This is a genomic window from Micromonospora sp. KLBMP9576 (assembly GCF_050941805.1).
GTDB lineage: Bacteria > Actinomycetota > Actinomycetes > Mycobacteriales > Micromonosporaceae > Micromonospora.
This window is the reverse complement of the sequence record NZ_CP194567.1, coordinates 1,741,744-1,764,326: the sequence shown is the minus strand read 5'-3', so window position 1 is coordinate 1,764,326 and position 22,583 is coordinate 1,741,744. Positions and strand designations below refer to the sequence as shown.

General features: G+C 75.1%; 18 protein-coding genes. 5 read left to right on the top strand and 13 right to left on the bottom strand.

The window, feature by feature from the left end; all coding sequences use genetic code 11:
* Nucleotides 1-30: 30 nt before the first annotated feature.
* On the bottom strand, nt 31-1,371 hold the full coding sequence (locus ACQ452_RS07930) for an aminotransferase class I/II-fold pyridoxal phosphate-dependent enzyme (RefSeq protein WP_433391625.1): 1,341 nt from the start codon (nt 1,369-1,371) through the stop codon (nt 31-33).
* 34 nt (nt 1,372-1,405) lie between these two features.
* Here ACQ452_RS07930 and ACQ452_RS07925 point away from each other — a divergent pair, with 34 nt between their 5' ends.
* From ACQ452_RS07925 to ACQ452_RS07915, 3 genes are all read left to right on the top strand, one after another.
* Complete coding sequence (locus tag ACQ452_RS07925) at nt 1,406-2,650, top strand: bifunctional pyridoxamine 5'-phosphate oxidase family protein/GNAT family N-acetyltransferase (protein WP_433391623.1); 1,245 nt, start codon at nt 1,406-1,408, stop codon at nt 2,648-2,650.
* Complete coding sequence (leuE, locus tag ACQ452_RS07920; protein ID WP_433391621.1) at nt 2,647-3,315, top strand: leucine efflux protein LeuE; 669 nt, start codon at nt 2,647-2,649, stop codon at nt 3,313-3,315. The genes ACQ452_RS07925 and leuE overlap by 4 nt, the downstream gene beginning before the upstream one ends.
* Nucleotides 3,316-3,409: 94 nt before the next feature.
* On the top strand, nt 3,410-4,246 hold the full coding sequence (locus ACQ452_RS07915; protein WP_433389286.1) for an IS5 family transposase: 837 nt from the start codon (nt 3,410-3,412) through the stop codon (nt 4,244-4,246).
* Nucleotides 4,247-4,266: 20 nt separating this feature from the next.
* On the opposite strand, the gene ACQ452_RS07910 is transcribed toward ACQ452_RS07915, so the two are convergent.
* The 10 genes from ACQ452_RS07910 to ACQ452_RS07865 all read right to left on the bottom strand — a co-directional run bounded on the left by ACQ452_RS07910 (nt 4,267) and on the right by ACQ452_RS07865 (nt 14,698).
* Nucleotides 4,267-5,193: a sporulation protein gene (locus ACQ452_RS07910; protein ID WP_433391618.1), complete on the bottom strand. Its 927-nt coding sequence runs from the start codon at nt 5,191-5,193 to the stop codon at nt 4,267-4,269.
* Between the two features lie 215 nt (nt 5,194-5,408).
* Nucleotides 5,409-6,473: a hemolysin family protein gene (locus ACQ452_RS07905; protein WP_433391615.1), complete on the bottom strand. Its 1,065-nt coding sequence runs from the start codon at nt 6,471-6,473 to the stop codon at nt 5,409-5,411.
* Nucleotides 6,470-7,819 (bottom strand): hemolysin family protein, encoded by a 1,350-nt coding sequence (locus tag ACQ452_RS07900; protein WP_433391612.1) that lies wholly within the window; start codon nt 7,817-7,819, stop codon nt 6,470-6,472. The genes ACQ452_RS07905 and ACQ452_RS07900 overlap by 4 nt, the downstream gene beginning before the upstream one ends.
* 248 nt (nt 7,820-8,067) lie before the next feature.
* Nucleotides 8,068-8,400 carry a monovalent cation/H(+) antiporter subunit G gene (gene mnhG, locus ACQ452_RS07895; RefSeq protein WP_433391609.1) on the bottom strand — a complete coding sequence of 111 codons (333 nt, stop codon included), beginning with the start codon at nt 8,398-8,400 and terminating at the stop codon, nt 8,068-8,070.
* A complete protein-coding gene (locus ACQ452_RS07890) occupies nt 8,400-8,669 on the bottom strand; it encodes a monovalent cation/H+ antiporter complex subunit F (protein WP_433391606.1) in 270 nt (89 codons plus the stop codon). Before ACQ452_RS07890 ends, mnhG begins: the two co-directional genes overlap by 1 nt.
* The gene (locus tag ACQ452_RS07885) at nt 8,666-9,247 is read right to left on the bottom strand and encodes a Na+/H+ antiporter subunit E (RefSeq protein WP_433391604.1); all 582 of its coding nucleotides are present in this window, start codon (nt 9,245-9,247) and stop codon (nt 8,666-8,668) included. Before ACQ452_RS07885 ends, ACQ452_RS07890 begins: the two co-directional genes overlap by 4 nt.
* Nucleotides 9,244-10,749, bottom strand: a complete 1,506-nt coding sequence (locus tag ACQ452_RS07880) for a Na+/H+ antiporter subunit D (RefSeq protein WP_433391601.1) — start codon at nt 10,747-10,749, stop codon at nt 9,244-9,246. The genes ACQ452_RS07885 and ACQ452_RS07880 overlap by 4 nt, the downstream gene beginning before the upstream one ends.
* Nucleotides 10,750-10,774: 25 nt before the next feature.
* Complete coding sequence (locus ACQ452_RS07875; RefSeq protein WP_433391599.1) at nt 10,775-11,254, bottom strand: Na(+)/H(+) antiporter subunit C; 480 nt, start codon at nt 11,252-11,254, stop codon at nt 10,775-10,777.
* Entirely contained in the window at nt 11,251-14,085 is a 2,835-nt protein-coding gene (locus ACQ452_RS07870; RefSeq protein ID WP_433391597.1) for a Na+/H+ antiporter subunit A, read from the bottom strand. Before ACQ452_RS07870 ends, ACQ452_RS07875 begins: the two co-directional genes overlap by 4 nt.
* Before the next feature lie 220 nt (nt 14,086-14,305).
* On the bottom strand, nt 14,306-14,698 hold the full coding sequence (locus ACQ452_RS07865) for a hypothetical protein (protein ID WP_433391594.1): 393 nt from the start codon (nt 14,696-14,698) through the stop codon (nt 14,306-14,308).
* A gap of 197 nt (nt 14,699-14,895) precedes the next feature.
* On the opposite strand from ACQ452_RS07865, the gene ACQ452_RS07860 reads away from it, so the two are divergent.
* Nucleotides 14,896-19,473 (top strand): ATP-dependent helicase, encoded by a 4,578-nt coding sequence (locus ACQ452_RS07860; protein WP_433394035.1) that lies wholly within the window; start codon nt 14,896-14,898, stop codon nt 19,471-19,473.
* Between the two features lie 52 nt (nt 19,474-19,525).
* Here ACQ452_RS07860 and ACQ452_RS07855 read toward each other — a convergent pair whose 3' ends face one another.
* Nucleotides 19,526-20,113: a hypothetical protein gene (locus ACQ452_RS07855; protein WP_433391592.1), complete on the bottom strand. Its 588-nt coding sequence runs from the start codon at nt 20,111-20,113 to the stop codon at nt 19,526-19,528.
* 167 nt (nt 20,114-20,280) lie between these two features.
* The gene (locus ACQ452_RS07850) at nt 20,281-21,477 is read right to left on the bottom strand and encodes a hypothetical protein (RefSeq protein WP_433391589.1); all 1,197 of its coding nucleotides are present in this window, start codon (nt 21,475-21,477) and stop codon (nt 20,281-20,283) included.
* A 109-nt stretch (nt 21,478-21,586) separates the two neighbouring features.
* Between ACQ452_RS07850 and ACQ452_RS07845 the strand changes: the two genes are divergently transcribed.
* Nucleotides 21,587-22,459, top strand: coding sequence for a zinc finger domain-containing protein (locus ACQ452_RS07845; protein WP_433391587.1), 873 nt, complete (start codon nt 21,587-21,589; stop codon nt 22,457-22,459).
* Nucleotides 22,460-22,583 lie beyond the last annotated feature (124 nt).

The window sequence follows — 22,583 nt, the reverse complement described above, 5'->3', positions numbered from 1 at the left end:
CCGGTGCGGGAGGGGACACGCACTCCGCCCTCACGCCGTGAAGCCGGCCGGCGGGGCGGGGCGGACGGCGCGGGCCACCGCCCCGGCCAGGTCCGGGATCTCCGTCTCGTCCAGCGAGCTGACGGTGATCCGGATCGCGGGCGGGCCGACGATCCGGTGCAGCGCGCCGGGCGCGACCGCCCAGCCGGCGTCGCGCAGCGCGGTCAGCACGCTGGTCTCGTCGTCGACCGGCAGCCAGACGTTGATGCCGCTGCGGCCGTGGGCGACCAGGCCGTGCCCGGCGAGCGCGTCGATCAGCGCCACGCGCCGCCGCTCGTAGCTGGTGGCGGCCCGGTCCACCAGCGCGGTCACGGCCGGATCGCGCCAGAGGGCCAGGACCAGTCGTTGCAGGACGGTGGAGACCCAGCCGGCGCCGACCCGGGCCCGGCCGACGACCCGGGCCACGGTGGTCTCGTCGCCGACCAGCACGGCCAGCCGCAGGTCCGGGCCGAACGGCTTGCTCACCGAGCGGACGAAGGCCCACGCCGGGGTCGCCCCGGCGAGCGGGTGCAGCGGTACGCGGGCCAGCTCGGCGGCGTGGTCGTCCTCGATCAGCAGCAGGTCGGACCGGCCGGCGAGCAGGGCGCGCAGCTCCCGGGCCCGGTCGGCGGAGATCGTCGCGCCGGTGGGATTCTGGGCGCGGCTGGTCACGATCAGCGCCCGCGCGCCGGCGGCGAGGGCGGCGGCGACCCCGGCGGCGAGCGGGCCGTCGTCGTCGACGGGCACGCCGATCGGGCGCAGCCCGAGCGCGGCGACCAGGTCGAGCAGGTTGGCCCAGCCCGGGTCCTCGACCGCGACCGCGTCCCCGGGGCGCAGGTGCGCGCCCAGCAGCCGCTCGATGCCGTCCAGCGTGCCACTGGTTACGGTCAGCTCCGCCGCCGGCACCCCGTCGGCGAGCAGCCGCTCGCGGGCCGCCTCGGCCAGTTCGGGCAGCACCCCGGCCGTGGGGTAGCCGACCGACGGCCCCGCGGCCGCGGCGAGGCCGGCCAGGTGTTCCCCGAGCGGGGGCAGCAGCCGCACGTCCGGCTCGCCCGCGGAGAGGTCGCGCAGGCCGGGGGCGGCCGGCGGGCGCATCGCGGAGCGGCGGGCCGCCACCGGCGGGCGGGGCCGGACCCGGGTGCCGTGCCGCCCGGCGGTGGCCACCAGGCCCCGCTGGCGCAGCTCCTGATAGGCCCGGGCAGCGGTGGCCGGGCTCACCGCGAGTCGGGCGGCGAGCTCCCGGACCGGCGGCAGCGCGTCGCCGGGGACGAGGGCGGCGCAGCGGATGCCCGATTCGATGCTGGCTGAAATCTCGGCGGCCGTCGTACCGACGACCTGATAGCGTGCTGACACAAATCACAGATTGTACTAGAACAAAGGTCGAGCCATGTACGCACCCACCGACCGCACCACCGCCAGCCGCTCCCGGGAACGGATGAGCTACGACGAGGCCGCCGCGCACGCCGTCCTCGACGAGGCGTACGACTGCGCGCTCGGGTTCACCGTCGACGGCGCGCCCCGGGTCCTGCCCACCCTGCACGTCCGCGTCGGCGGCACCCTCTACCTGCACGGCTCCACCGGCAGCCGGCCGATGCTCGCCGCCCGGGGCGACGGGCTGCCGGTCTGCGTCGCCGTCACCCTGCTCGACGGCCTCGTCTACGCCCGCTCGCAGTTCCACCACAGCGCCAACTACCGCTCGGTGGTAGCGCACGGCACCGCGCGACTGGTCACCGACGACGGGGAGAAGGCCCGGGTGCTGACCGCCCTGGTGGAGAAGGTCGCGACGGGGCGCAACGCCGACAGCCGCCCCCCGTCGCGCCGGGAACTGGCCGAGACGGCGGTGCTGGCCCTGCCGCTGCGCGAGGTGTCGGTACGCACCCGCACCGGCGGCGTACGCGAGGAGGAGACCGATCTCGCCCTGCCGCACTGGGCCGGGGTGGTGCCGTTGCGGCTGACCGCCGGGCTGCCCGAACCCGACGCCGGGGTGAGCGTGCCGGTGCCGGCGTACCTGCGGCCGGAGACGTCGCCGTGGCTCGACCCGGCGGTGCTGCGCGGCGAGCACGTGCTGCTGGAGCCGCTCGACCTCGCGCACGCCGGCGAGTTGCACGCCGCGACCGCCGACCCGGAGGTCTGGCGGCACCTGGGCGGCCCGCAGCCGGCCGACCCCGCCGGCACCGCCGCCGGGATCGCCACCGCGCTGGCCGCGCACCGGCGGGGCGAGCGCGTGCCCTGGGTGCAGCGCTGCGCGGTGACCGGCGCGGTGGTCGGCACCACCTCCTTCTACGAGGTGGACCCGGAACGCCGGGCGGTGGCGATCGGCTACACCTGGCTGGGCCGGCCCTGGTGGCGCACCGGGATCAACACGGAGGCGAAGCTGCTGCTGCTCACCCGCGCCTTCGAGGAGCTGGACGCGGTGCGGGTCGTCTGGCACACCGACATCCGCAACGAGCGCTCCCAGCGGGCGATCGAGCGCCTCGGCGCGTCCCGCGAGGGGGTGCTGCGCCGGCACCGGCAGCGTCCGGACGGCTCCTGGCGGGACACCGTGCAGTATTCGATGACCGCCGACGAGTGGCCCAACGCACAGGCCACGCTCCGGGAAAGGCTTCGCCGGGCGGCGCCCGTGGCCCCATGATGGCGGGCGTGCTGGGCATCACCGACCTCTGGACGTACGTGTTGGGCACCGCGGCGATCGTTCTGCTGCCCGGGCCCAACTCCCTCTTCGTGCTCTCCACCGCCGCGCAGCGGGGCGTGGCGGCCGGCTACCGGGCGGCCGGCGGGGTCTTCGTCGGCGACTGGGTGCTGATGGTCCTCTCCGCCGCCGGCGTGGCGTCGCTGGTCCAGGCGTACCCGCCGCTCTTCCTGGTGATCAAGTACGCCGGTGCCGCGTACCTCGGCTATGTGGGGTTGACGATGCTGCGCGGCGCCTGGCGGCGCTGGCGGACCCGCAACGACCCGGCCACCCCGCGGCTCATCGACGCCGCCCAGCCGGCGGCGATGCGCAGCCCGTTCCGCAAGGCGCTGGTGATCAGCCTGCTCAACCCGAAGGCGATCCTCTTCTTCGTCTCGTTCTTCATCCAGTTCGTGGACCCGGGCTACGCCTGGCCGGCGCTGTCGTTCCTGCTGCTCGGGCTGATCGCCCAGGTCACCAGCGCGCTCTACCTGACCGCGCTGATCTTCACGGGCACGTTCCTGGCGGCCCAGTTCCGTCGCCGGCACCGCCTGGCCGTTGGCGCCACCACCGGCGTCGCCGCGCTCTTCCTCGGCTTCAGCCTGAAACTGGCCACCGCCACCGCCTGACCCCGCACCCTCAGAGCGCGTTTGGTTTGTGGGTCGGCCGGGCGTGTCGCACAGTGGGTCCGGTCGATGGACGTAGCTCGGTCGGTAGACAGGCATGGATCGAGTGCGGCGGTACCCGTCTGACCTGACCGACGCCGAGTGGGAGATCATCGAGCCGATGCTGCCGTCCCCGCAGTGGATGGGCAGACCAGAAAAACATCCCCGCCGGGCCATCATCGACGCCATCTTGTACGTGGTGCGCACCGGCTGCGCGTGGCGGTACCTGCCGGTCGACTTCCCGCCGTGGCAGACCGTGTACGCGCACTTCAACCGGCTGAACAACCGGGGTGTGACCGAGCGGATCCTGACCGAACTACGCGAGCAGATCCGGGTGGCTCACGGCCGCAAGCCCGAACCGACGGCCGGGATCATCGACTCCCAGAGCGTGAAAGGCGCCGACACTGTGCCCCGCGACTCCCGCGGCTACGACGCCGGGAAGAAGATCAACGGCCGGAAGCGGTTCATCGTCACCGACACCCTCGGCTTGCTGGTCACTGTCTGGGTCCTGGCCGCGTCCTGGCAGGACCGCGACGGCGCCAAAGGCGCCCTGCTCGCCACCTACGCAGCGACCCCGATCCGGCACGTATTCGCCGACTCCGGCTTCGCCGGCCGCCTCGTCGACTGGGCCCGCGACCTGCTACGCACCACCGTCGAGATCGTCCGCAAACCCGCCGACCAGAAAGGGTTCGTCGTGCACCCCCGCCGCTGGGTCGTGGAGCGGACCCTGGCCTGGATCACCGCCCACCGCCGCCTAGCCCGCGACTACGAAACCCACCGCGCAACGTCCGAGGCCATGATCCGATGGGCCGCCCTCGGCGGCATGCTCCGCCGCCTCACCCGAGGCGAAGCCGCCACCCGCCAACAACGCCGTACCTTCAACACGCCCGACTGACAGCAATGTGAAACGCGCTCTCAGGTGCCGTCACCGCCGCCGGAGCCGCCCACGCCGGCTCCGCCGGCGGTGCCGCCCAGCCCGAAGCCGGGGTGGATCGGCTCGTCCGGCGGGCGGCTGACGTGCGCCGACTCGGAGATGGTCGCGGACCAGTCGGCGTGTGCCGCGGCGGCGGCGTGGCGGTTGATCGCGGCGCGCAGCCAGGCGTCCACCGTCGCCACCCAGTCCCGCCGCTCGGCGCCGGTGTGCCAGACCCGGAACCGGCTGATGCTCTGGTGGGTGATCCCGGCCAGGGCCAGCCGCCGGTCCATCCAGAGGATCACCTCGAGGCTCGCCGGGTCCGCGATGAAGATCAGCTCCAGCTCGGTGATCGGCCCGGCGTAGAGCGGCGCCACCCAGAAACCCCACCGTTGGTGCAGCGGCAGGGTCTGCGCCACCCCCGGCAGGCGCCCGTCGACCAGGCTGGCCTGGCGCAGGCTGAAACCGAGCGTGTCGAGGGCCACCAGGACGTGCGCCTGGGTGGGCAGCGGATGCACGAAGACCGGCACCATCGCGCCCTGCTCGAGTCGGGGCTCGACCGTCACCTCCGTACGCAGACCCGTGCGGAGGCTGAGCAGGGGCACCCCGCCGGAGACGGTCACCGGCGTCTCCCACGGCAGGGGGAACTCGAACGGGATCGACCGGCCCCGACCGGCCCGCAACACGAAACCCTCGGCCACCGTCGCCTGGTGGAACTGCACCAGGCGACGGGGCGCCTCCGGGTCGTCGGGCTCGGCCGTGCTGACCAGCCCGAGCCGCACGCGCAGGACGGGCACGTCGGTGCCGCCCGCGACGACGACGACCCGCCCCGGCAACCGCAACCCCGGGCGGGTGCTCGGATTGGCCAGGACCGTGCGCACCGACAGGCCGGTCCAGCCGGACTCGGGTGACACCCCCGTCAACCGCACCGCGCTCCCCCGTCCGCCACGGACCGGGAACTGCGTCCCCGCCCGCGGGGCCCCGCGCGACGACCCCGGACCCGCCTCGGCGCGACCACGGCGGTCGGCACGGCCCCCGACGCGACCACGGGGCCGTTGACACGGCCCCGTGGTCAATCGTCGCGGACCCCCGGGGGTGGCCGCCGGCGTTTCGGCGAAGAACGGCCACCTCCGGCGGTGTCATCTCACCGCAGGCGCCGCCCGCGCGGCACCGGGTCGGTCTCGTCGTCGAACTCGCCGATGACCTCCTCCAGCAGGTCCTCCAGCGCGACGAACCCCACCGGGCGGGTCGGCCCGCCGCCGTTGCGCACCAGCGCGAGCTGGGACTGCCGGGCCCGCATCGCCGCCACCGCCTCGGTCACCGAGGCCGCCGCGGGCAGGGTGAAGGCGTTGGTCATCAGGTCGCCGGCCGTGAGCATCCGCCCCGTGGTGGTGGCCCGCACCGCCTCCCGCACGTGGACCAGGCCGCAGACGTCGCCGTTGGCGTCCAGCACGGCCAGCCGCGACCGGCCGCTGTCGCGGCTGACCTGCTCGATCCGGTCGGCGCCCTCGTCGCGGCGCACCGTCACCATCTGGTCGAACGGCTCCATCACCTGCGCCACTGTGGTGCCCTGCAACTCCAGCATGCTGGTCAGCATCTGGTGCTGCTCCGCGCCGAGCAGGCCGTGCTCGCGGGACTGCTCCAGCAGCATCCGCAGCTCGTCCGGGCCGTGCACCTGGGCGAGCTGGTCCTGCGGGTTGACCTTGACCAGCCGTAGTATCGCGTTGGCCAGGGCGTTCATCACCGACAGCACCGGCCGGGCGACCCGCGCGAAGGCGCGGAACGGCAGGGCCAGCAGCACCGCCGAGCGCTCCGGGTGGGTGATGGCCCAGGACTTCGGCGCCATCTCGCCGACCACCAGGTGCAGGAAGGTCACGACGCTGAGCGCGAAGATCAGCGCGATCACGTGGCTCGCGGCGTCCGGCAGCCCGACCGCGTGCAGCAGCGGGCTCAGCAGGTGCTCGATCGCCGGTTCGGCGAGCGCGCCGAGACCCAGCGTGCAGAGGGTGATGCCGAGCTGGGCGCCGGCGAGCATCAGCGACAGCTCGCGTACGCCGTCGAGCGCGGCCTTGGCGGCCCGTCCGCCACCGGCGGCGGCGTGCTCAAGCCGGTAACGCTTGCTGGCCACCAGGGCGAACTCGGCGGCCACGAAGAAGGCGTTCAACGCCAGCAGGATCACCGACGTGAAGAGCGCGACACCGGGGCTCATGCGGACACCTCCCCCGGCTCGGCGATCCGCAGCCGCACGGAATCGGCCACGTGCCGGTCGACGGCCAGCACCTCGACCAGGGCCCGCGGCCCGACCGCGCCACCCTCGCCGTCGGCCGGCAGGATGATCTCCAGCCGGTCGCCGACCTCGGGCACCCGCCCCAGCTCACGCATGACCAGGCCGGAGAGCGTGTCGTACTCCGGGGCCTCGGGCAGCGCGATGCCGGTGCTGTCGGCGACCTCGTCGATGCGCCAGCGCGCCGGCACCACCCACGAGCCGTCCGCCTGCCGGGCCGGGGCCCGCTCCGGCGGATCGTCCTCGTCCCGGATCGGGCCGACGAGTTCCTCGGCGATGTCCTCCAGCGTGATCACGCCGGCGAAGCCGCCGTACTCGTCGACCACGCAGGCGAGCTGCCGGTGCCCGGAACGCAGCCGGTCCAGCACCGTCGGCAGCGGCAGCGTCTCCGGCACCAGCAGCGGGGGGCCGGCGACGGCGCTGACCGGGGTGCTCGCGCGCTGCTCCGGGGGTACGCCGAGCACGTCGGCGATGCCGATGACGCCGACCAGGTCGTCGACGCCCTCGGTGCCGCGCACCGGGAAGCGGGACTTGCCCGTGTCCAGCAGCTCGACCACCCGGCTGACCGGCTCGTGCGCCCGTACGGTGTGCACGTCGACGCGGGGCACCATGGCCTCACCCGCGGTCAGCCCGCGGAAGTCGAGCCCCCGGTCGAGCAGCGTGGACATCTCGGCGGTCAGGTGCCCCTCCTGGCGGGACTCGGCGATGATCTGTTCCAGGTCCTGCGGGGTGGCGCCGCTGGGCAGCTCCTCGATCGGCTCGATGCCGATCCGGCGCAGCAGCCGGACCGCTGCGCGGTCGAAGAGCTTGATCAGCGGCCCGGCGATCCTGAGGTAGATCAGGGTGGAGCGGCTCAGTGCCCGCGCGAGCTGCTCGGGCCGGGCGATGGCGAGGTTCTTCGGAGCGAGCTCGCCGAGCACCATCTGCACCACGGTGGCGAGGGTCAGGGCGAGCACGACCGAGAGCGGCAGGCTGATCGCCGTGGAGACGCCGACCACCCCGAAGAGGTCGGCCAGTCCCGCGCCGAGGAACGGTTCGGCGACGTAGCCGACCAGCAGGGCGGTGACGGTGATGCCGAGCTGGGCGCCGGACAACATGAACGACAGCCGCCCGGTCACCTCCAGCGCGCGGACGGCCGCCGGGTCGCCGTCGTCGGCGAGCTGCTTGAGCCGCCCCCGGTCCACGGCCACGTAGCCGAACTCCTGGGCCACGAAGTAACCCGTGGCGACGGTGAGGACGATGATGAGTAGTAGGCCAACGACGATCAACACGGGTCGCTCAGGGCTCCCGGGGACGTCGGGGTCGGGATATGCCGGGCAGGACCCGGCTGGCTACTGCTGCCCTCCTGGGCAGAAGAGTCGGTCATGTGGGCCATTTTATCGGGACCGGCTGGATGTCTGCTGAGGGTACGCCACCTCCGTGCGGGGCCCGCGATCCGCGCGATCCGGTGCCGCGCCCCGTGCGCTCCGGTGCGCGCCGCCCGAGGTGCCCGCGCCGGCCGCCCGCACCGCCACGGCGGTCAGCGGTCGGCGAGTTCGTCGGCGTCGAGCAGGGTCGGGTCGACCCGGCCGGTGCGGTAGGCGGCCCGGCCGATCATCTGTGCCGCCACCGGGGCGGTGGCCAGTTGGAAGACCCCGATCAGCGCCACCATGCCCAGGTCGGCCGGGGTGCGCAGCCGCAGCGCCAGGCCGAGCAGCAGGAGCAGCACCCCGAGCACCTGCGGCTTGGTCGCGGCGTGCATCCGGTCCAGCGTGCCGGGCAGGCGCAGCACCCCGATCCCGGCGGCGAGGCTCAACAGGGCGCCGGCCACCAGAGCGCCGCCGCCCAGCCAGTCGGCCACCGTGCCCCACATCACGCCTCCTCGTCCGTGCGCACGGCGAAGCGGACCATCGACACCGTGCCGACGAAACCGAGCATGGAGAGCGCCACCAGCACCGGCAGGGTGGTGGCGTGGTGGTTCACGGCGGCCTCGGCGCCGACCGCGCCCACCATGGTGGCGAGCAGCATGTCGGCGGCGACCACCCGGTCGATCAGCGACGGCCCCCGGTAGAGCCGGATCAGGGCCAGCAGCGCGGTCACCGAGAACAGGGTGACGAGGGCGACGGCGAGGAACGTGGTCACGGGTCGGGTTCCCTCTCGACGGGGTCGGTGCTCACCTGGCGGACCTCCGCGCCGGAGCCGACCGCCCGGACGATGCGCCGCTCGACGGCGAGGATGCGCCGCCGGCTGCCGGTCAGGTCCTGCGGGCCGTGGGTGTCGAACACGTGCACGTAGAGCACGCCGGCGTCGCGGTCCACCTCGATGATCAGCGTGCCCGGCACCAGCGAGATGGCCTCGGCGGTCAGCGCCAGGTTCAGGTCGGTGCGCACCCGCAGCCGCACCGCGATGATGGCGCCGCGCGGCCGGTAGCCGAACCGCACGGCGACGCGGGCCACGTGCACGCTGGCGCTGACCAGTTCGCCGACGAAGCGCACCGCGAAGGCCAGCAGCGGCCCGGCGCGGAGCCGGCCGCCGAAGTTGACCGGCGGCAGCGGGAAGAACAGCAGCACGGCGCCGGCCACCAGCATCCCGCCCGCGAGGTTGCCCCAGGAGAAGTCGCCCCAGAACAGGCTCCAGACCAGCACCAGCCAACCGAACGCGATCAGCCGGTCCCGCCGCCGGCCCCGCCAGCGCGCCGACGCTTCCGAGCGTGGGGTCACGGGGCGCCGCCCGGCAGCACGGAACGGATGTACGGGGTGCGCTCGCGCAGGTCGGCCGCCGCGTCGGCGGTGACGTCGAACAGCGGTCCGGCGACGACGGTCAGCGCCAGACCCAGCCCGACGAGCGCGACCGTCGCGCCGACCATCAGCGCGGGCAGGCGCACGACCGGCTCGGTGGTGGCCAGCCGTGGCGCCCGCCAGAAGGCGATGTTCCACACCCGCGAGGCCACGTAGAGGGTGAGCAGGCTCGTCACCGTGCCCGCCGCGACCAGCACGCCGGGCAGCGGCTCGCCGGCCGCGACGCCGGCCTGCAACAGGCCGAGCTTGCCGAGAAAACCGGAGAAGGGCGGAATGCCGGCGAGGTTCATGGCCGGGACGAAGAAGAGGATGCCGAGCAGCGGGGCCACCCGGGCCAGCCCGCCGAGGCGGCGCAGGTCGGTGCTGCCGGCCCGCTCCTCGACCAGCCCGGCGACCAGGAACAGCGTGGTCTGGATGGTGATGTGGTGCACCACGTAGAAGATCGCGCCGGAGAGCCCGGCCACGGTACTCAACCCCACCCCGAAGATCATGTAGCCGATGTGGCTGACCAGGGTGAACGAGAAGAGCCGCTTCATGTCCGACTGGGCCACCGCGCCGAGGATGCCGACCACCATGGTCAGCCCGGCCACCACCATCAGCAGCCCGGAGAGCTGGCCGTCGGGGAAGAGCAGCGTCTCGGTGCGGATGATCGCGTACACGCCGACCTTGGTGAGCAGGCCGGCGAAGACCGCCGTGACGGGGGCCGGCGCCGTCGGGTAGCTGTCCGGCAGCCACGCCGAGAGCGGGAAGACCGCCGCCTTGACCCCGAAGGCGAGCAGCAGCATGAGCTGCAGGGTCATCCGTACGCCGTCGGGCAGCGCGTCCAGCCGGTGCGCCAGCTGGGCCATGTTCAGGGTGCCGGTGGCCGCGTACACCAGACCCACCGAGGCAAGGAAGATCATCGAGGAGAGGATGCTGACCACCACGTACGTCGAGCCGGTGCGGATCCGGGTCTCGGTGCCGCCGAGGGTGATCAACACGAAGCTCGCGGCCAGCAGGATCTCGAAGCCGACGAAGAGGTTGAACAGGTCGCCGGCGAGGAACGCGTTCGTCACGCCGGCGGTCAGCACCAGGTAGGTGGGGTGGTAGATGGTCACCGGGACGGTCTCGCCGAAGTCCCCCTGCCCCTGGCCGACGGAGTAGAGCAGCACGCACAGCGTCACCGCCGAGGAGACCACCAGCATCAGCGCGGCGAGCTGGTCGGCGACCAGCACGATGCCGACCGGGGCCGGCCAACCGCCGACCTGCACCACCACCGGCCCGTGCCGGTACGCCTGCACCAGCAGCACCACCGCCACCGCCACGGTGACGGCCAGGCAGCCGACGCTGACGACCCGTTGCAGCCCGGGCCACCGGGCCAACAGCAGGGTCAGCGCCGCACCGAGCAGCGGCAGCACCACGGGCAGGGGCACGAGCCGGTTCATCGGTCGCCCCGTCGCGCGTACCCGGTCATGTGGGACCTTCCCCGCCGCCCAGCCGGCGCGGCGGCTCGGGATCGACCTGCTCGGGGTCGCCGTCCGGCCCCTCGCCGCCACGGTCGACGGCGGCCAGGCCGTTGCGCTCGGCCGCCTGCCTGATCTGCCGGTCCTCGATGTCGTCGGGGACCTCGTCGTCGCCCGTGAGGTACCAGCTCCGGTAGCTGACGGCCAGCAGGAACGCGGTCAGCCCGAAGGTGATCACGATGGCGGTGAGGATCATGGCCTGCGGCAGCGCGTCGCTCAGCCTGCCGCCGGGCGCCGCGCCGACCACCGGGGCGGCCCCCGCACGCCCGCCCACCAGGATCAGCAGGTTGACCCCGTTGCCGAGCATGATGACGCCGAGCAGGATCCGGCTCAGGCTGCGTTCCAGCAGCAGGGTGACCCCGCAGCCGACCAGCACCCCGACGGCGACGACCAGCACCAGGGTGGGTCCCGCGACGCCGGCGCTCACCTGGACTCCCCGCCCCGGTCGACCCGCAGCCCGCCGCCGGACTCACCGGCCGCCTCGATGTGCCGGTCCACCTCGGCGCCGAGGCTGCGCAGGATGTCCAGCACCAGCCCGACCACGACCAGGTAGACGCCGACGTCGAAGAAGAGGGACGTGATCAGGTGGAATTCGCCGATCAGCGGCAGCCACAGGTCGAGCTGGGCGCTCTCGAGCACCGACCCGCCCGCGAGCAGGGCCACTGCCCCGGTGCCGATCGAGACGAGGAGACCGGCGCCGAGGACCGTGCCGGCGGCGACCGGGGCGGCTTCGGCCAACTCGTAACGGCCGCCGGCCAGGTAGCGCACGGCCAGGGCCAGGCCCGCCACCAGGCCGCCGGCGAAGCCGCCGCCCGGCGCGTTGTGCCCGGAGAAGAGCAGGAACAGGGAGAAGACCACCACCGTGTGGAAGAGCAGCCGGGTCACCACCTCCAGCACGATCGAACGCTGCCGCTTGTGCAGGGTCGCCCCGCCCCGCAACCAGACCCGGTGTCCCGGCCGCTGCACCCGGTTCGGCGGCTGCGGGCGGCGCGGGCGGGGCCCGGTCCGGGACTGCTCGAAGACCAGGCTGGCCACGCCCGTCGCGGCCACCACCAGCACCGACAGCTCACCCATCGTGTCCCAGGCCCGGATGTCGACCAGGGTCACGTTGACCACGTTGCGCCCGTAGCCGTGGTTGACGGCGAGGTCCGGGAACGCGTCGGAGATGGTCGGTGCCCGCCGGGCGGCGGCGGCCGTCAGGGCCAGCCCGGCGACCACCACGCCGGCGGCCAGCCCGATCGTCCGGCGCACCCAGCGCCGGCCCCTCGGGCGGGCCGAGAACCGCTCCGGCAGCCGGCGCAGCACGAGCACGAACACCGCGATGGTGGCGGTCTCGACGAGGAACTGGGTCAACGCCAGGTCGGGCGCGCCGTAGGCCACGAAGAGCATCGCGGTGCCGTAGCCCGTCACGCCGACCAGCAGCATCGCCGTCAGCCGGCGGCGGGCACCCACCGCGAGCACCGCCGCGACGGCGACCACCGCCACCACCACGACCTGCAGCGGGTTGTCCCAGAGGGCGACCCGGTCCGGCCAGGGTCGGGTGGCCAGCATCGCCCCGCCGGGCACCACGGTGAGCACGAGCAGGATGATGCCGAGGTACTGCGGCAGCGAACCGCGCTGGGTGGCGCCGGTGACCTCGATGGACAGCCGGTCGAAGCGGCGGGTGACCCACTCGTAGCCCTCGTTGCCGCCGACGGGCACGCGCAGCCGGCGCAGCGCCGGGGCGAGCGGGCCGCGCAGCGCGTGCAGCACCACGCCGGCGGCCACGGCGAGCGCGGAGAGGCCGAGCGCGGGGGTCAGGCCGTGCCACAGCGCCAGGTGTTCGTCGACGGCGCCGAACAGTTCGGCGTACGGCCGGAGCAGCCCGTCGAGGAGCCCCGCGGCCGGGCCGGCGGCCAGCCCGACGGCGGCCAGCAGGGCCGGCGGGGCGAACATCGCCGCGGGGATCCGCCCGACACCGGTCGGTGGCACGCCCGGTCGGGTGGCGAAGGCGCCCCAGACGAACCGGACGCTGTAGGCGACGGTGAGCGCGGTGCCGGCCACCAGCACGGCGACGACGGCTGGGCGGTCGGTGAAGGCGGCCAGCACGGCCTCCTTGGCGACGAAGCCGACGAGTGGCGGCAGCCCCGCCATCGAGGCGGCGGCGAGCACCGTCACGGCGACGAGCAGCGGGGCCCGGCGCCCCAACCCGGACAGTTCCCGCAGGTCGCGGGTGCCGGCACCGTGGTCGATGATGCCGATGACGAGGAAGAGCGGCGCCTTGAACAGGGCGTGCGCCAGCAGCATCGCCGCCCCGGCCAGCGCGGTGTCCGGGGTGCCCGCCCCGACCGCCACCGTGAGCAGCCCCAACTGGCTGACCGTGCCGTACGCCAGCAGCAGCTTCAGGTCGGTCTGGCGCAGCGCCGCCCAGCCCCCGGCCAGCATGGTGGCCAGGCCGGCGACCACGACCACCGGCCGCCACGGGCCGACGCCGGCCAGCACCGGACCGAGCAGCCCGATCAGGTAGACGCCGGCCTTCACCATCGCGGCGGCGTGCAGGTACGCGCTCACCGGTGTGGGTGCCGCCATCGCCACCGGCAGCCAGGAGCTGAACGGCAGCACCGCCGACTTGGACAGCGCCCCGGCGAGGATCAGCACGACCACCGTGGCGAGGTACGCCCCACCGGGCAGCGGGCCGTCGACGATCTCCGACCAGCGGTAGCTGCCCGCGTGCTCGCCGAGCATGATGAACCCGACCAGCATGGCCAGCCCGCCGAGCGTGGTGACGGTCAGCGCCTGCGCCGCCGCCCACCGGCTGGAGCGCCGCTCGGTGCTGTGCCCGATCAGCAGGTACGAGAAGATCGTGGTGAGTTCCCAGCACACGTAGAGCAGCAGCAGGTCGTCGGCGAGGACCAGGCCGAGCATCGCCCCCGCGAAGGCCACCAGCACGGCCGCGAACCGGGCCATGCCGAGGGACTCCGGGCCGAAGTAGCGGGCGCTGTAGACCAGCACCAGCGCGCCGACGCCGCCGACGAGCAGGGTCATCAGCCAGGACAGGGTGGTCAGTCGCAGCGCCAGGTCGAGGCCCAGCTGGGGGATCCACGGGTACGTCTCGACCACCGCGCCGCCGTCGCGTACGGCGCCGGTGTGCGCCAGCGCCCACCCGAACGCCGCCGCCGGCGCCAGCGCCAGCGGGTAGCAGGCGCGCGGACCCCACCACCGGACGAGCAGCGGCGCGACGAGGGCCGCCGCGAGGTGGATGATCAGCAGTACGAGCACCCGCGCTCCCGGTCGAGGTGGCTGTGCCGCGCGCCGAAGGTAGGACGGCGCACCTAGCTGCGATCACACGCCAGTTCGTCGCCCGCCGGGCCATTTTGCGCGAATTAACCCCGGATGCCGGTTGATCGGCCGGCCGTCCGGTTCCGCCGGGCCGGCCACCCGTTCGACCGCTGCCGCGCGGGTGCGGGATGAGATCGAGCCGGGTCGGCGCGCCGGACCGTCAGCCGACGGTGACGTCCGTGCCGGGCGCCGGGGCGGGGGCGGGCTCCCGGGCCGGGCGCTCGCGGCGCGGCTCGACCAGCAGGTCGGGGCGGCCGAGCTGGAGCACCACCCGGTTGACCATCCGCTGGGCGGCAGCGAGGGTCCGCACGGGCAGGAGCCGGCCCCGCTCCCGGGGCAGCACGAAGTAGTGGACCGCGGCGCGCACCTGCCCCCGGTCGGCCGCGCTGGCCTGCGCGGTGGAGGCGACCAGCTCCCGCAGCGCGGCGGCGAGCCGCTCCGCCAGCTCGAGTTCCGGCCCGGCCAGGCCGGTGCGGACGGCGGCGAGGCGACTGTCGACCTTGCGGATGAGCACATCGGTGCCGGGCTCGAAGTTCCGCTGCTCGACAGTCAATCCGATCCCCTCCGCTCCCCCGGGCGACGCCCCGAGTGAAGTTACTTTATGTTGTGGTCTACAAGCAAGCAGTTAAGTAAGACTTAACGGAATAAGGCCCCTCAAACAGCACGCATGACTCGCTGCGGGACAGTCCGCTCCCGGCTGCGGCCCGGATGTCACCGCCCCGGGGCAGGATGGAGGGCGTGACGGTTGCGATGGCGGGTTTCGGCGCGGCCACCCGGGAATGGTTCAGCGCCGCCTTCGCCGCGCCCACCCCCGCCCAGGTCGGCGCCTGGGGTTCCGTCTCCGCCGGGCGCAACGCGCTGGTGGTGGCGCCCACCGGCTCGGGCAAGACGCTGGCCGCGTTCCTCTGGTCGCTCGACCGGCTGGCCCGCGAGCCGGTCCCGACGGACGCCCGGCGCCGGTGCCGGGTGCTCTACGTCAGCCCGCTGAAAGCGCTCGCGGTCGACGTCGAGCGCAACCTGCGCACCCCCCTCACGGGCATCCGGCAGGCCGCCACCCGGCTCGGCGTCGCCCCGCCGGAGATCACCGTGGGGATGCGCACCGGCGACACCCCCGCCGACGAGCGACGGGCCTTCGCCCGCACCCCGCCGGACATCCTCATCACCACACCCGAGTCGCTGTTCCTGCTGCTCACCTCCGCCGCCCGGGACTCCCTGCGTGGCGTCGAGACGGTCATCGTCGACGAGGTGCACGCGGTCGCCGGCACCAAGCGCGGCGCCCACCTCGCGCTCTCCCTGGAACGCCTCGACGAGCTGCTGCCCGCCCCGGCACAGCGGATCGGCCTGTCCGCCACCGTCCGGCCGCTCGACGGGTGCGCCCGTTTCCTCGGCGGCGCCCGACCCGTGGACGTGGTCGCGCCCCCCACCACCAAGGTGATCGAGGTCAGCGTCCAGGTCCCGGTGCAGGACATGACCCGCCTCGACGAGCACGAGCCGCCGCCGGACGACCTCGGCGGTCCCGGCGCGCGGCGGGCATCCATCTGGCCCGCCGTCGAGGAACGCGTCTTCTCCCTGGTCAGGTCGCATCGCTCGACCATCGTCTTCACCAACTCGCGGCGCTCGGCCGAGCGCCTCTGCGCCCGGCTCAACGAGCTGGCCGCCGAGGAGCGCGGCGACGTCCCGGCGGCCGGCGACGGGGCACCGCCGCGCGGGGCCGCCCCCACGGGCGGCGACCGGGCCGGGGCGCGGCAGCCCGCCGAACTGATGGCGCAGGCCGGCACCGCCACCGGCGCCGCCACGGTTGTCGCCCGCGCCCACCACGGCAGCGTCTCCCGGGAGGAACGCAAGCAGATCGAGGAGGCGCTCAAGTCCGGCCGGCTGCCCGCCGTGGTGGCCACCTCCAGCCTGGAGCTGGGCATCGACATGGGCGCCGTCGACCTGGTGGTGCAGATCGAGGCGCCGCCCAGCGTGGCCGCCGGGCTGCAACGGGTGGGTCGGGCCGGGCACCAGGTCGGCGCGGTCTCCCGTGGGGTGGTCTTCCCCAAGCACCGCGGCGACCTGCTCTCGTGCGCGGTGGTGGCCGAGCGGATGGCCGACGGGGCCATCGAGGAGCTGCACCACCCGCGCAACCCGCTCGACGTGCTGGCCCAGCAGATCGTCGCCATGGTGGCGCTGGAGCCGTGGCGGGTCGGCGACCTGGCCGTGCTGGTCCGCCGGGCGGCGCCCTTCGCCGAGCTGCCCGACTCGGCGCTGCACGCCGTGCTCGACATGCTCTCCGGCCGCTACCCGTCCACCGCGTTCGCCGAGCTGCGGCCCCGGCTGGTCTGGGACCGCGCCACCGACACGCTCACCGGCCGCCCCGGCGCGCAGCGGCTCGCCGTGACCAGCGGGGGCACGATCCCCGACCGGGGCCTCTTCGGCGTCTTCCTGGCCGGGGCCGAACGGGCCGCCCGGGTCGGCGAGCTGGACGAGGAGATGGTCTACGAGTCGCGGGTCGGCGACGTCTTCCTGCTCGGCTCGTCGTCGTGGCGGATCGAGGAGATCACCCCCGACCGGGTGCTGGTCTCGCCGGCCCCGGGGCAGGCGGCGAAGATGCCGTTCTGGAAGGGCGACCAGCTCGGCCGCCCCGTCGAGCTGGGCCGGGCCATCGGCGCCCGGGTGCGGGCCCTGCTGCGGCAGGACGACGCGACGGCGGTCGCCGCGCTGCGGGCCGGCGGGCTGGACGACTGGGCGGCGGGCAACCTGATGGCCTACCTGCGCGAGCAGCGCGCCGCCACCCGGTCCCTGCCGGACGACCGCACGGTCGTGGTCGAACGGTTCCGCGACGAGCTGGGCGACTGGCGGCTGGCCGTGCACAGCGTGCTCGGCGCCCGGGTCAACGGGCCGTGGGCGCTGGCCATCGGCCGCCGGCTCGCCGAGCGCTACGGGGTGGACGCCCAGGTGATGCCGGCCGACGACGGCATCGTCATCCGCCTGCCGGACACGGCGGACGAGCCGCCCGGCGCCGACGTGGTGGTCTTCGAGCCCGACGAGATCGCCCAGCTCGTGGAGGAGTCCGTCGGCACCTCCGCGCTCTTCGCGGCCCGCTTCCGCGAGTGCGCCGCCCGGTCGCTGCTGCTGCCCCGGCGCGACCCGCGCCGCCGCCAGCCGCTGTGGCAGCAGCGGCAACGCGCCGCCCAGCTGCTCGACGTCGCCCGCGAGTACGCCGACTTCCCGGTCACCCTGGAGGCCGCCCGGGAGTGCCTCCAGGACGTCTTCGACCAGCCCGCGCTGGCCGAGCTGATGCGCGACCTGGCGACCCGCAAGGTGCGCCTGGTCGAGGTCGAGACCGCCCAGCCGTCGCCGTTCGCCCGGTCGCTGCTCTTCGGCTATGTCGGAGCCTTCCTCTACGAGGGCGACGCCCCGCTGGCCGAGCGCCGGGCCGCCGCGTTGGCACTGGACTCGACCCTGCTCGGCGAGCTGCTCGGCCGGGTCGACCTGCGGGAGCTGCTCGACCCCGCGGTGCTGGCCGAGACCGGGCGGCAGTTGCGCTGGCTGACCGAGCAGCGCCGCCCGCGCGACGCGGAGGACGTGGTCGAACTGCTCCGCGTCCTCGGCGACCTCTCCGCGGCGGAGCTGGCCGAACGGGGCGCCGCCCCGGGGTGGCTGACCGAGCTGGCGGCGGCCCGCCGGGTGCTGCGGGTGCGGGTGGCCGGCGAGGAACGCTGGGTGGGCGTCGAGGACGCGGCCCGGCTGCGCGACGCCCTCGGCGTGGCCCTGCCCGTCGGGGTGGCCGAGGCGTACCTCGCCCCGGTGGCCGATCCGCTGGGCGACCTGGTCGCCCGCTACGCGCGTACGCACCCGCCGTTCACCGCCGCCACCTGCGCGGCCCGCTTCGGGCTGGGCGTCTTCGTGGTCGAGCAGGCGCTGCGCCGCCTCGCCGCCACCGGGCGGGTGGTCGCCGGGGAGTTCACCCCCGACACCGTCGGCAGCCAGTGGTGCGACGCGGAGGTGCTGCGGCTGCTGCGCCGCCGGTCCCTTGCCGCGCTGCGCCGGGAGATCGAACCGGTGTCGCCCCGCGCGCTGGCCGCGTTCCTGCCCCGGTGGCAGCAGGTGGGCTCGACCGCGCGGGGGGTGGAGGCGCTGGCCGCCGCCGTGGAGCAGTTGCAGGGCGCGGCGGTGCCGGCGTCGGCGCTGGAACGGCTGGTGCTGCCCGGCCGGGTCGCCGACTACTCCCCCGCCCAGCTCGACGAGCTCTGTGCCAGCGGCGAGGTGCTCTGGGCCGGCTCCGGGGCGATCTCCGGCGGCGACGGTTGGGTCACCCTCGCGTACGCCGACGTCGCGCCGCTGCTGCTGCCCCCGGCCGGCGAGGCGCTCACCCGCACCCCGCTGCACGACGCGGTCCTCGACGCGCTCGGCGACGGGCAGGCGCTGTTCTTCCGCTCCCTGTCCGACCGGGTCGGCTCGACCGACGACGCCGCGCTGACCGCCGTCGTCTGGGACCTGGTGTGGGCCGGTCACCTCACCAACGACACCCTCGCGCCGTTGCGGGCGGCGCTCGGCGGCGGCGGGGCGCACCGGTCCCGGCCCGCCGCGCCGCGTACCCGTTACCGGCGCCCCGGGCGGGTGGCCCTGCCGGCGCGCGGCGGCCCGCCGACCGTCGCCGGCCGCTGGTCCCGCCTGCCGGAACGCGACACCGACCCGACCCGCCGCGCCGCCGCGCTGGCCGACGTGCTGCTGGAGCGGCACGGCGTGGTGACCCGGGGCGCGGTCATGGCCGAGCAGGTGACGGGCGGCTTCGCCGCCGTCTACCCGGTGCTCTCCGCCATGGAGGAGCGCGGCGCGGCCCGGCGGGGCTACTTCGTCGAGGGGCTGGGCGCGGCACAGTTCGCGGTGCCGGGCGCGGTGGACCGGATCCGGGCGCTGGCGGAGCCCACCGACGGCGGTCGGGGGCGCGGCGGGCCCACCCTGCTGCTCGCCGCGACGGACCCGGCCAACCCGTACGGTGCGGCCCTGCCCTGGCCGGAGCGGGTGGTCGACTCGGGCGACGGTGCCGCCCCGGCGACCGGGCACCGGGCGGGCCGCAAGGCCGGCGCCGTGGTGGCGATGGTCGCCGGCCAGCTGGTGCTCTACGTCGAGCGTGGCGGGCGCACCATCCTCTCCTTCACGGACGACGCTGACATGCTGGCGGCGGCCGGGAAGGCGCTCGCCGACGCGGTGCACTCCGGGGCGCTGGGCGCGATGTCGGTGGAGCGGGCCGACGGCGAGGCGGTGCGCTCCTCGCCGCTGCGCGACGCCCTCACCGCCGCCGGTTTCCGCGCCACCCCGCGCGGCCTGCGCCTGCGCGGCTGACCCCCGCGCCGCAGCGCCCGCCGGGGCGTGCCGGGTGGGGGCCGTCCGGCGGTCAGCGCAGGCTCGTGAGGACCTTCTCGTACCGGGCGCGGTCGGCGGCGGGGGTCTTCGCCTCCAGGTAGTTGAGCACCACCGTGCCCCGCCGGAACGACTGGCCGCCCCACGTCTCGGCGATGTCGCCGGCGCTGGTCTCGTCGGGGAAGACGTAGACGGTGACGGCGTCGGTGGCGACCAGCTCGGAGCAGCCCAGGCCGAGCCCGTCCGGCCCGCAGTCCGTCGACCGGTCCCGGACGTTGGGCACCTTCAGGCCGGCGGCCTTGAACGCGTCCACGACCTGCCGTGCCCCGGGCGTACCGGTCGGCCGGGCCGGCAGCTTGACGGGCGGCGGGCTGGCGGGACGGCGCTGCGTCGGCCCGCCGGCGCTCGGCACCGCCGGACCCGCCCCGGTCGGCGTGGCGGCGGGCGGGGCGACCGGCGTCTCCGGCGCACCCGCCGGGTCGGACGACGGCACGTCGGCCGGGGTCGACGCCGGGGCGGCGGGGGGTGCGGCGCGCCGGTCCGGCGCGTCGTCGCCGCAGGCGGCGGTGAGGGCGGCGGCGATCACGAGCACGGCGACGGCGGGCAGACTGCGGTTGGTCACCCCTGGCAGTCTGCCCAACCGGATCCCGTCCCGGCAGTGGCCGGTCGGTCAGTGCCGTTGTCCCATTTCCGCCAAACCGCCCCGGTCGGCCGGCCGGGTGGACGCGACGCCCGACCGGCCGGGTGCCGGGGCACCCGGCCGGGGCCGTGGGGGTGTCCGGTCGGGGATCAGCAGGGCGGCACCGTGCCGCCGTAGACCGCCGAGACGTACGCGTGGCTGACGTACTGGCTGCTGGCGAGGCGGTTCCACCGGTTGGTGGTCCGGTACGGGCCGACGACGGTCTGCCCGACGACGTAGCACTGGATCGGCACGTTGGCGTACCGGGCCGCCAGGCCGCGCGTCGCGTAGCCCGTGCCCGCGCCGGTGCGGATGTTGAGCGGACCGTCGCCGACGACGCCGCGCGGGCCGCTGCCGGTCCACAGGTACGCCACGTCCACCCAGGCGTTGGTGGTCAGTTGCAACCCGTCGTAGAAGGTGCCGTCGGCGAGGTCGACGCCGGCCGGGTTCAACACGACCCGGCCGAACTGGTCCCGCCCGCCGTTGTAGCCGTTCTGGTAGGCCGCCTGCGCCTGCGGCCGACCCCGCGGGAGGTCCTTCCAGTTCTCCCGGACGGCGCTGAGGTTCCAGTAGTCGTCCCGGGTGTTCCACGGGCCGACGTCCCAGACGGGGGCGTACTCGCAGCGGCTGCCGGTGGTGGTGCAGACCCGCAGGGTGTAGTCGCCGGTGCCGCGCGGGGCCAGGCCGCGCCGCGACGGCAGGGCGACGAAGTGGTCCCGGGCCACGATGGTGTGCCCGTTGGCGGTGACCTCGCCGACCAGCCCGATGCGGGTCGCGTACACCCGGTAGGTGAGGCCGGGCGTGGCGGCCGTGACGGTGGCGACGGTGTCGGCGGTGAGCCGCACGGCGCGTACCTCGGCGGTGGCGCCGGACCTGCTCGCGGTGAGCACCACCCGGGCCTGCACGCGGGTGACCGGCCGGTCGAAGACCGCCCCGTCGGTGGCGTCCCGCCACTCGGTCCAGCCCGCCGCCCGCCAGCCCCGCACCTGGGTCTCCGCCGTGGTGCCGGCGACCGCGCGGGCGTCGACGACGGCGCGGACCCGGGTGGCGGGCCGGGCCAGGGTGCGCGGCGCCGCGAGGAAGGTCCCCTCGGCGACCGTGCCCCGGGCGGAACCGGGTCGGGGATCGGCCAGGCGGAGCCCGACGCGGGTGTGCCGGACGTTGACGTCGTCGGCGTCGACGCGGGAGAGGTCGGTGGTCCACCGCTCGCCGGCGGCGGCGTGCGCGGGACCCGGGACGGGCAGGAGGGCGAGGCAGAGGACGACGGTCAGGGCGGCGGTACGGGTACGACGTTGGGGCAGAATCATGGCATTCTCCTCAGAACCCCCTGATCGTCCCCTTGTCGGTAGATCGATAGGAACCTCGATACAAATAGCGACACATGCGAATTCGGCTCGGACGGGGCAGAATGGTCGGGTGCCCGAAGGCGACACCGTCTGGAACACCGCCCGCGTGCTGCACCGCGCCCTGGCCGGCGCCCGCCTCACCGGCAGTGACCTTCGGGTGCCGCAACTCGCCGCGACCGACCTGACCGGCTGGGTCGTGCGGGAGTCGGCCAGCCGGGGCAAGCACCTGCTGCTCCGCCTCGCGGCTCCCCCGCACGCCGCCGCCCCGCCGCCCGCCACGTCCCCGCCGCCGGACGCCGCCGGGGCCGCCGACACCGACGACGACGGCGGGACGCGTTGGACGCTGCACTCGCACCTGCGGATGGACGGCGCCTGGCGGGCGTACGCGCCGGGGGAACGCTGGGCGGCCCGGCCCGCGCACCTGATCCGGGTCGTGCTGCACAGCGCGGGGGCGGTCGCCGTCGGATACCACCTGCACGAGCTGGCGCTGGTGCCGACCGCCGAGGAGGGCTCCCTCGTCGGGCACCTCGGCCCCGACCCGCTCGGCACGGACTGGGACCAGGCCGAGGCGGTGCGCCGGCTGGCCGAGCATCCCGACGCCACCATCGGCGAGGCCCTGCTGGACCAGCGCAACCTGGCCGGCGTCGGCAACCTCTACAAGTGCGAGGTGCTCTTCCTGCGCGGCGTCTCGCCGTGGACGCCGGTGCGGGCCGTGCCGGACCTCCCCGGCACCGTGGCCCTGGCGCGCAGGCTGCTCGCCGCGAACCGGGGCCGCTGGACGCAGAGCACCACCGGGTCGCTGCGCCGTGGGCAGACCAGCTACGTCTACGGCCGCCAAGCCCAGCCGTGCCGCCGGTGCGGCACCGCCATCCGCAGGGAGGAGCTGGGCGACCGGGTCACCTACTGGTGTCCGCGCTGCCAACCGGAGCGCCCCGCCGGCTGACCGGGCCGACACCGGGGCCAGTCCCGGCCGGGCCAGCGCGCGGTCGGCGGGCGGCCTGGCCGCCCGCCGGATCGGCCGCCCGGGCGATCGACGTGGCGGCGTGTCGGGCGGGACACCCCGGCGG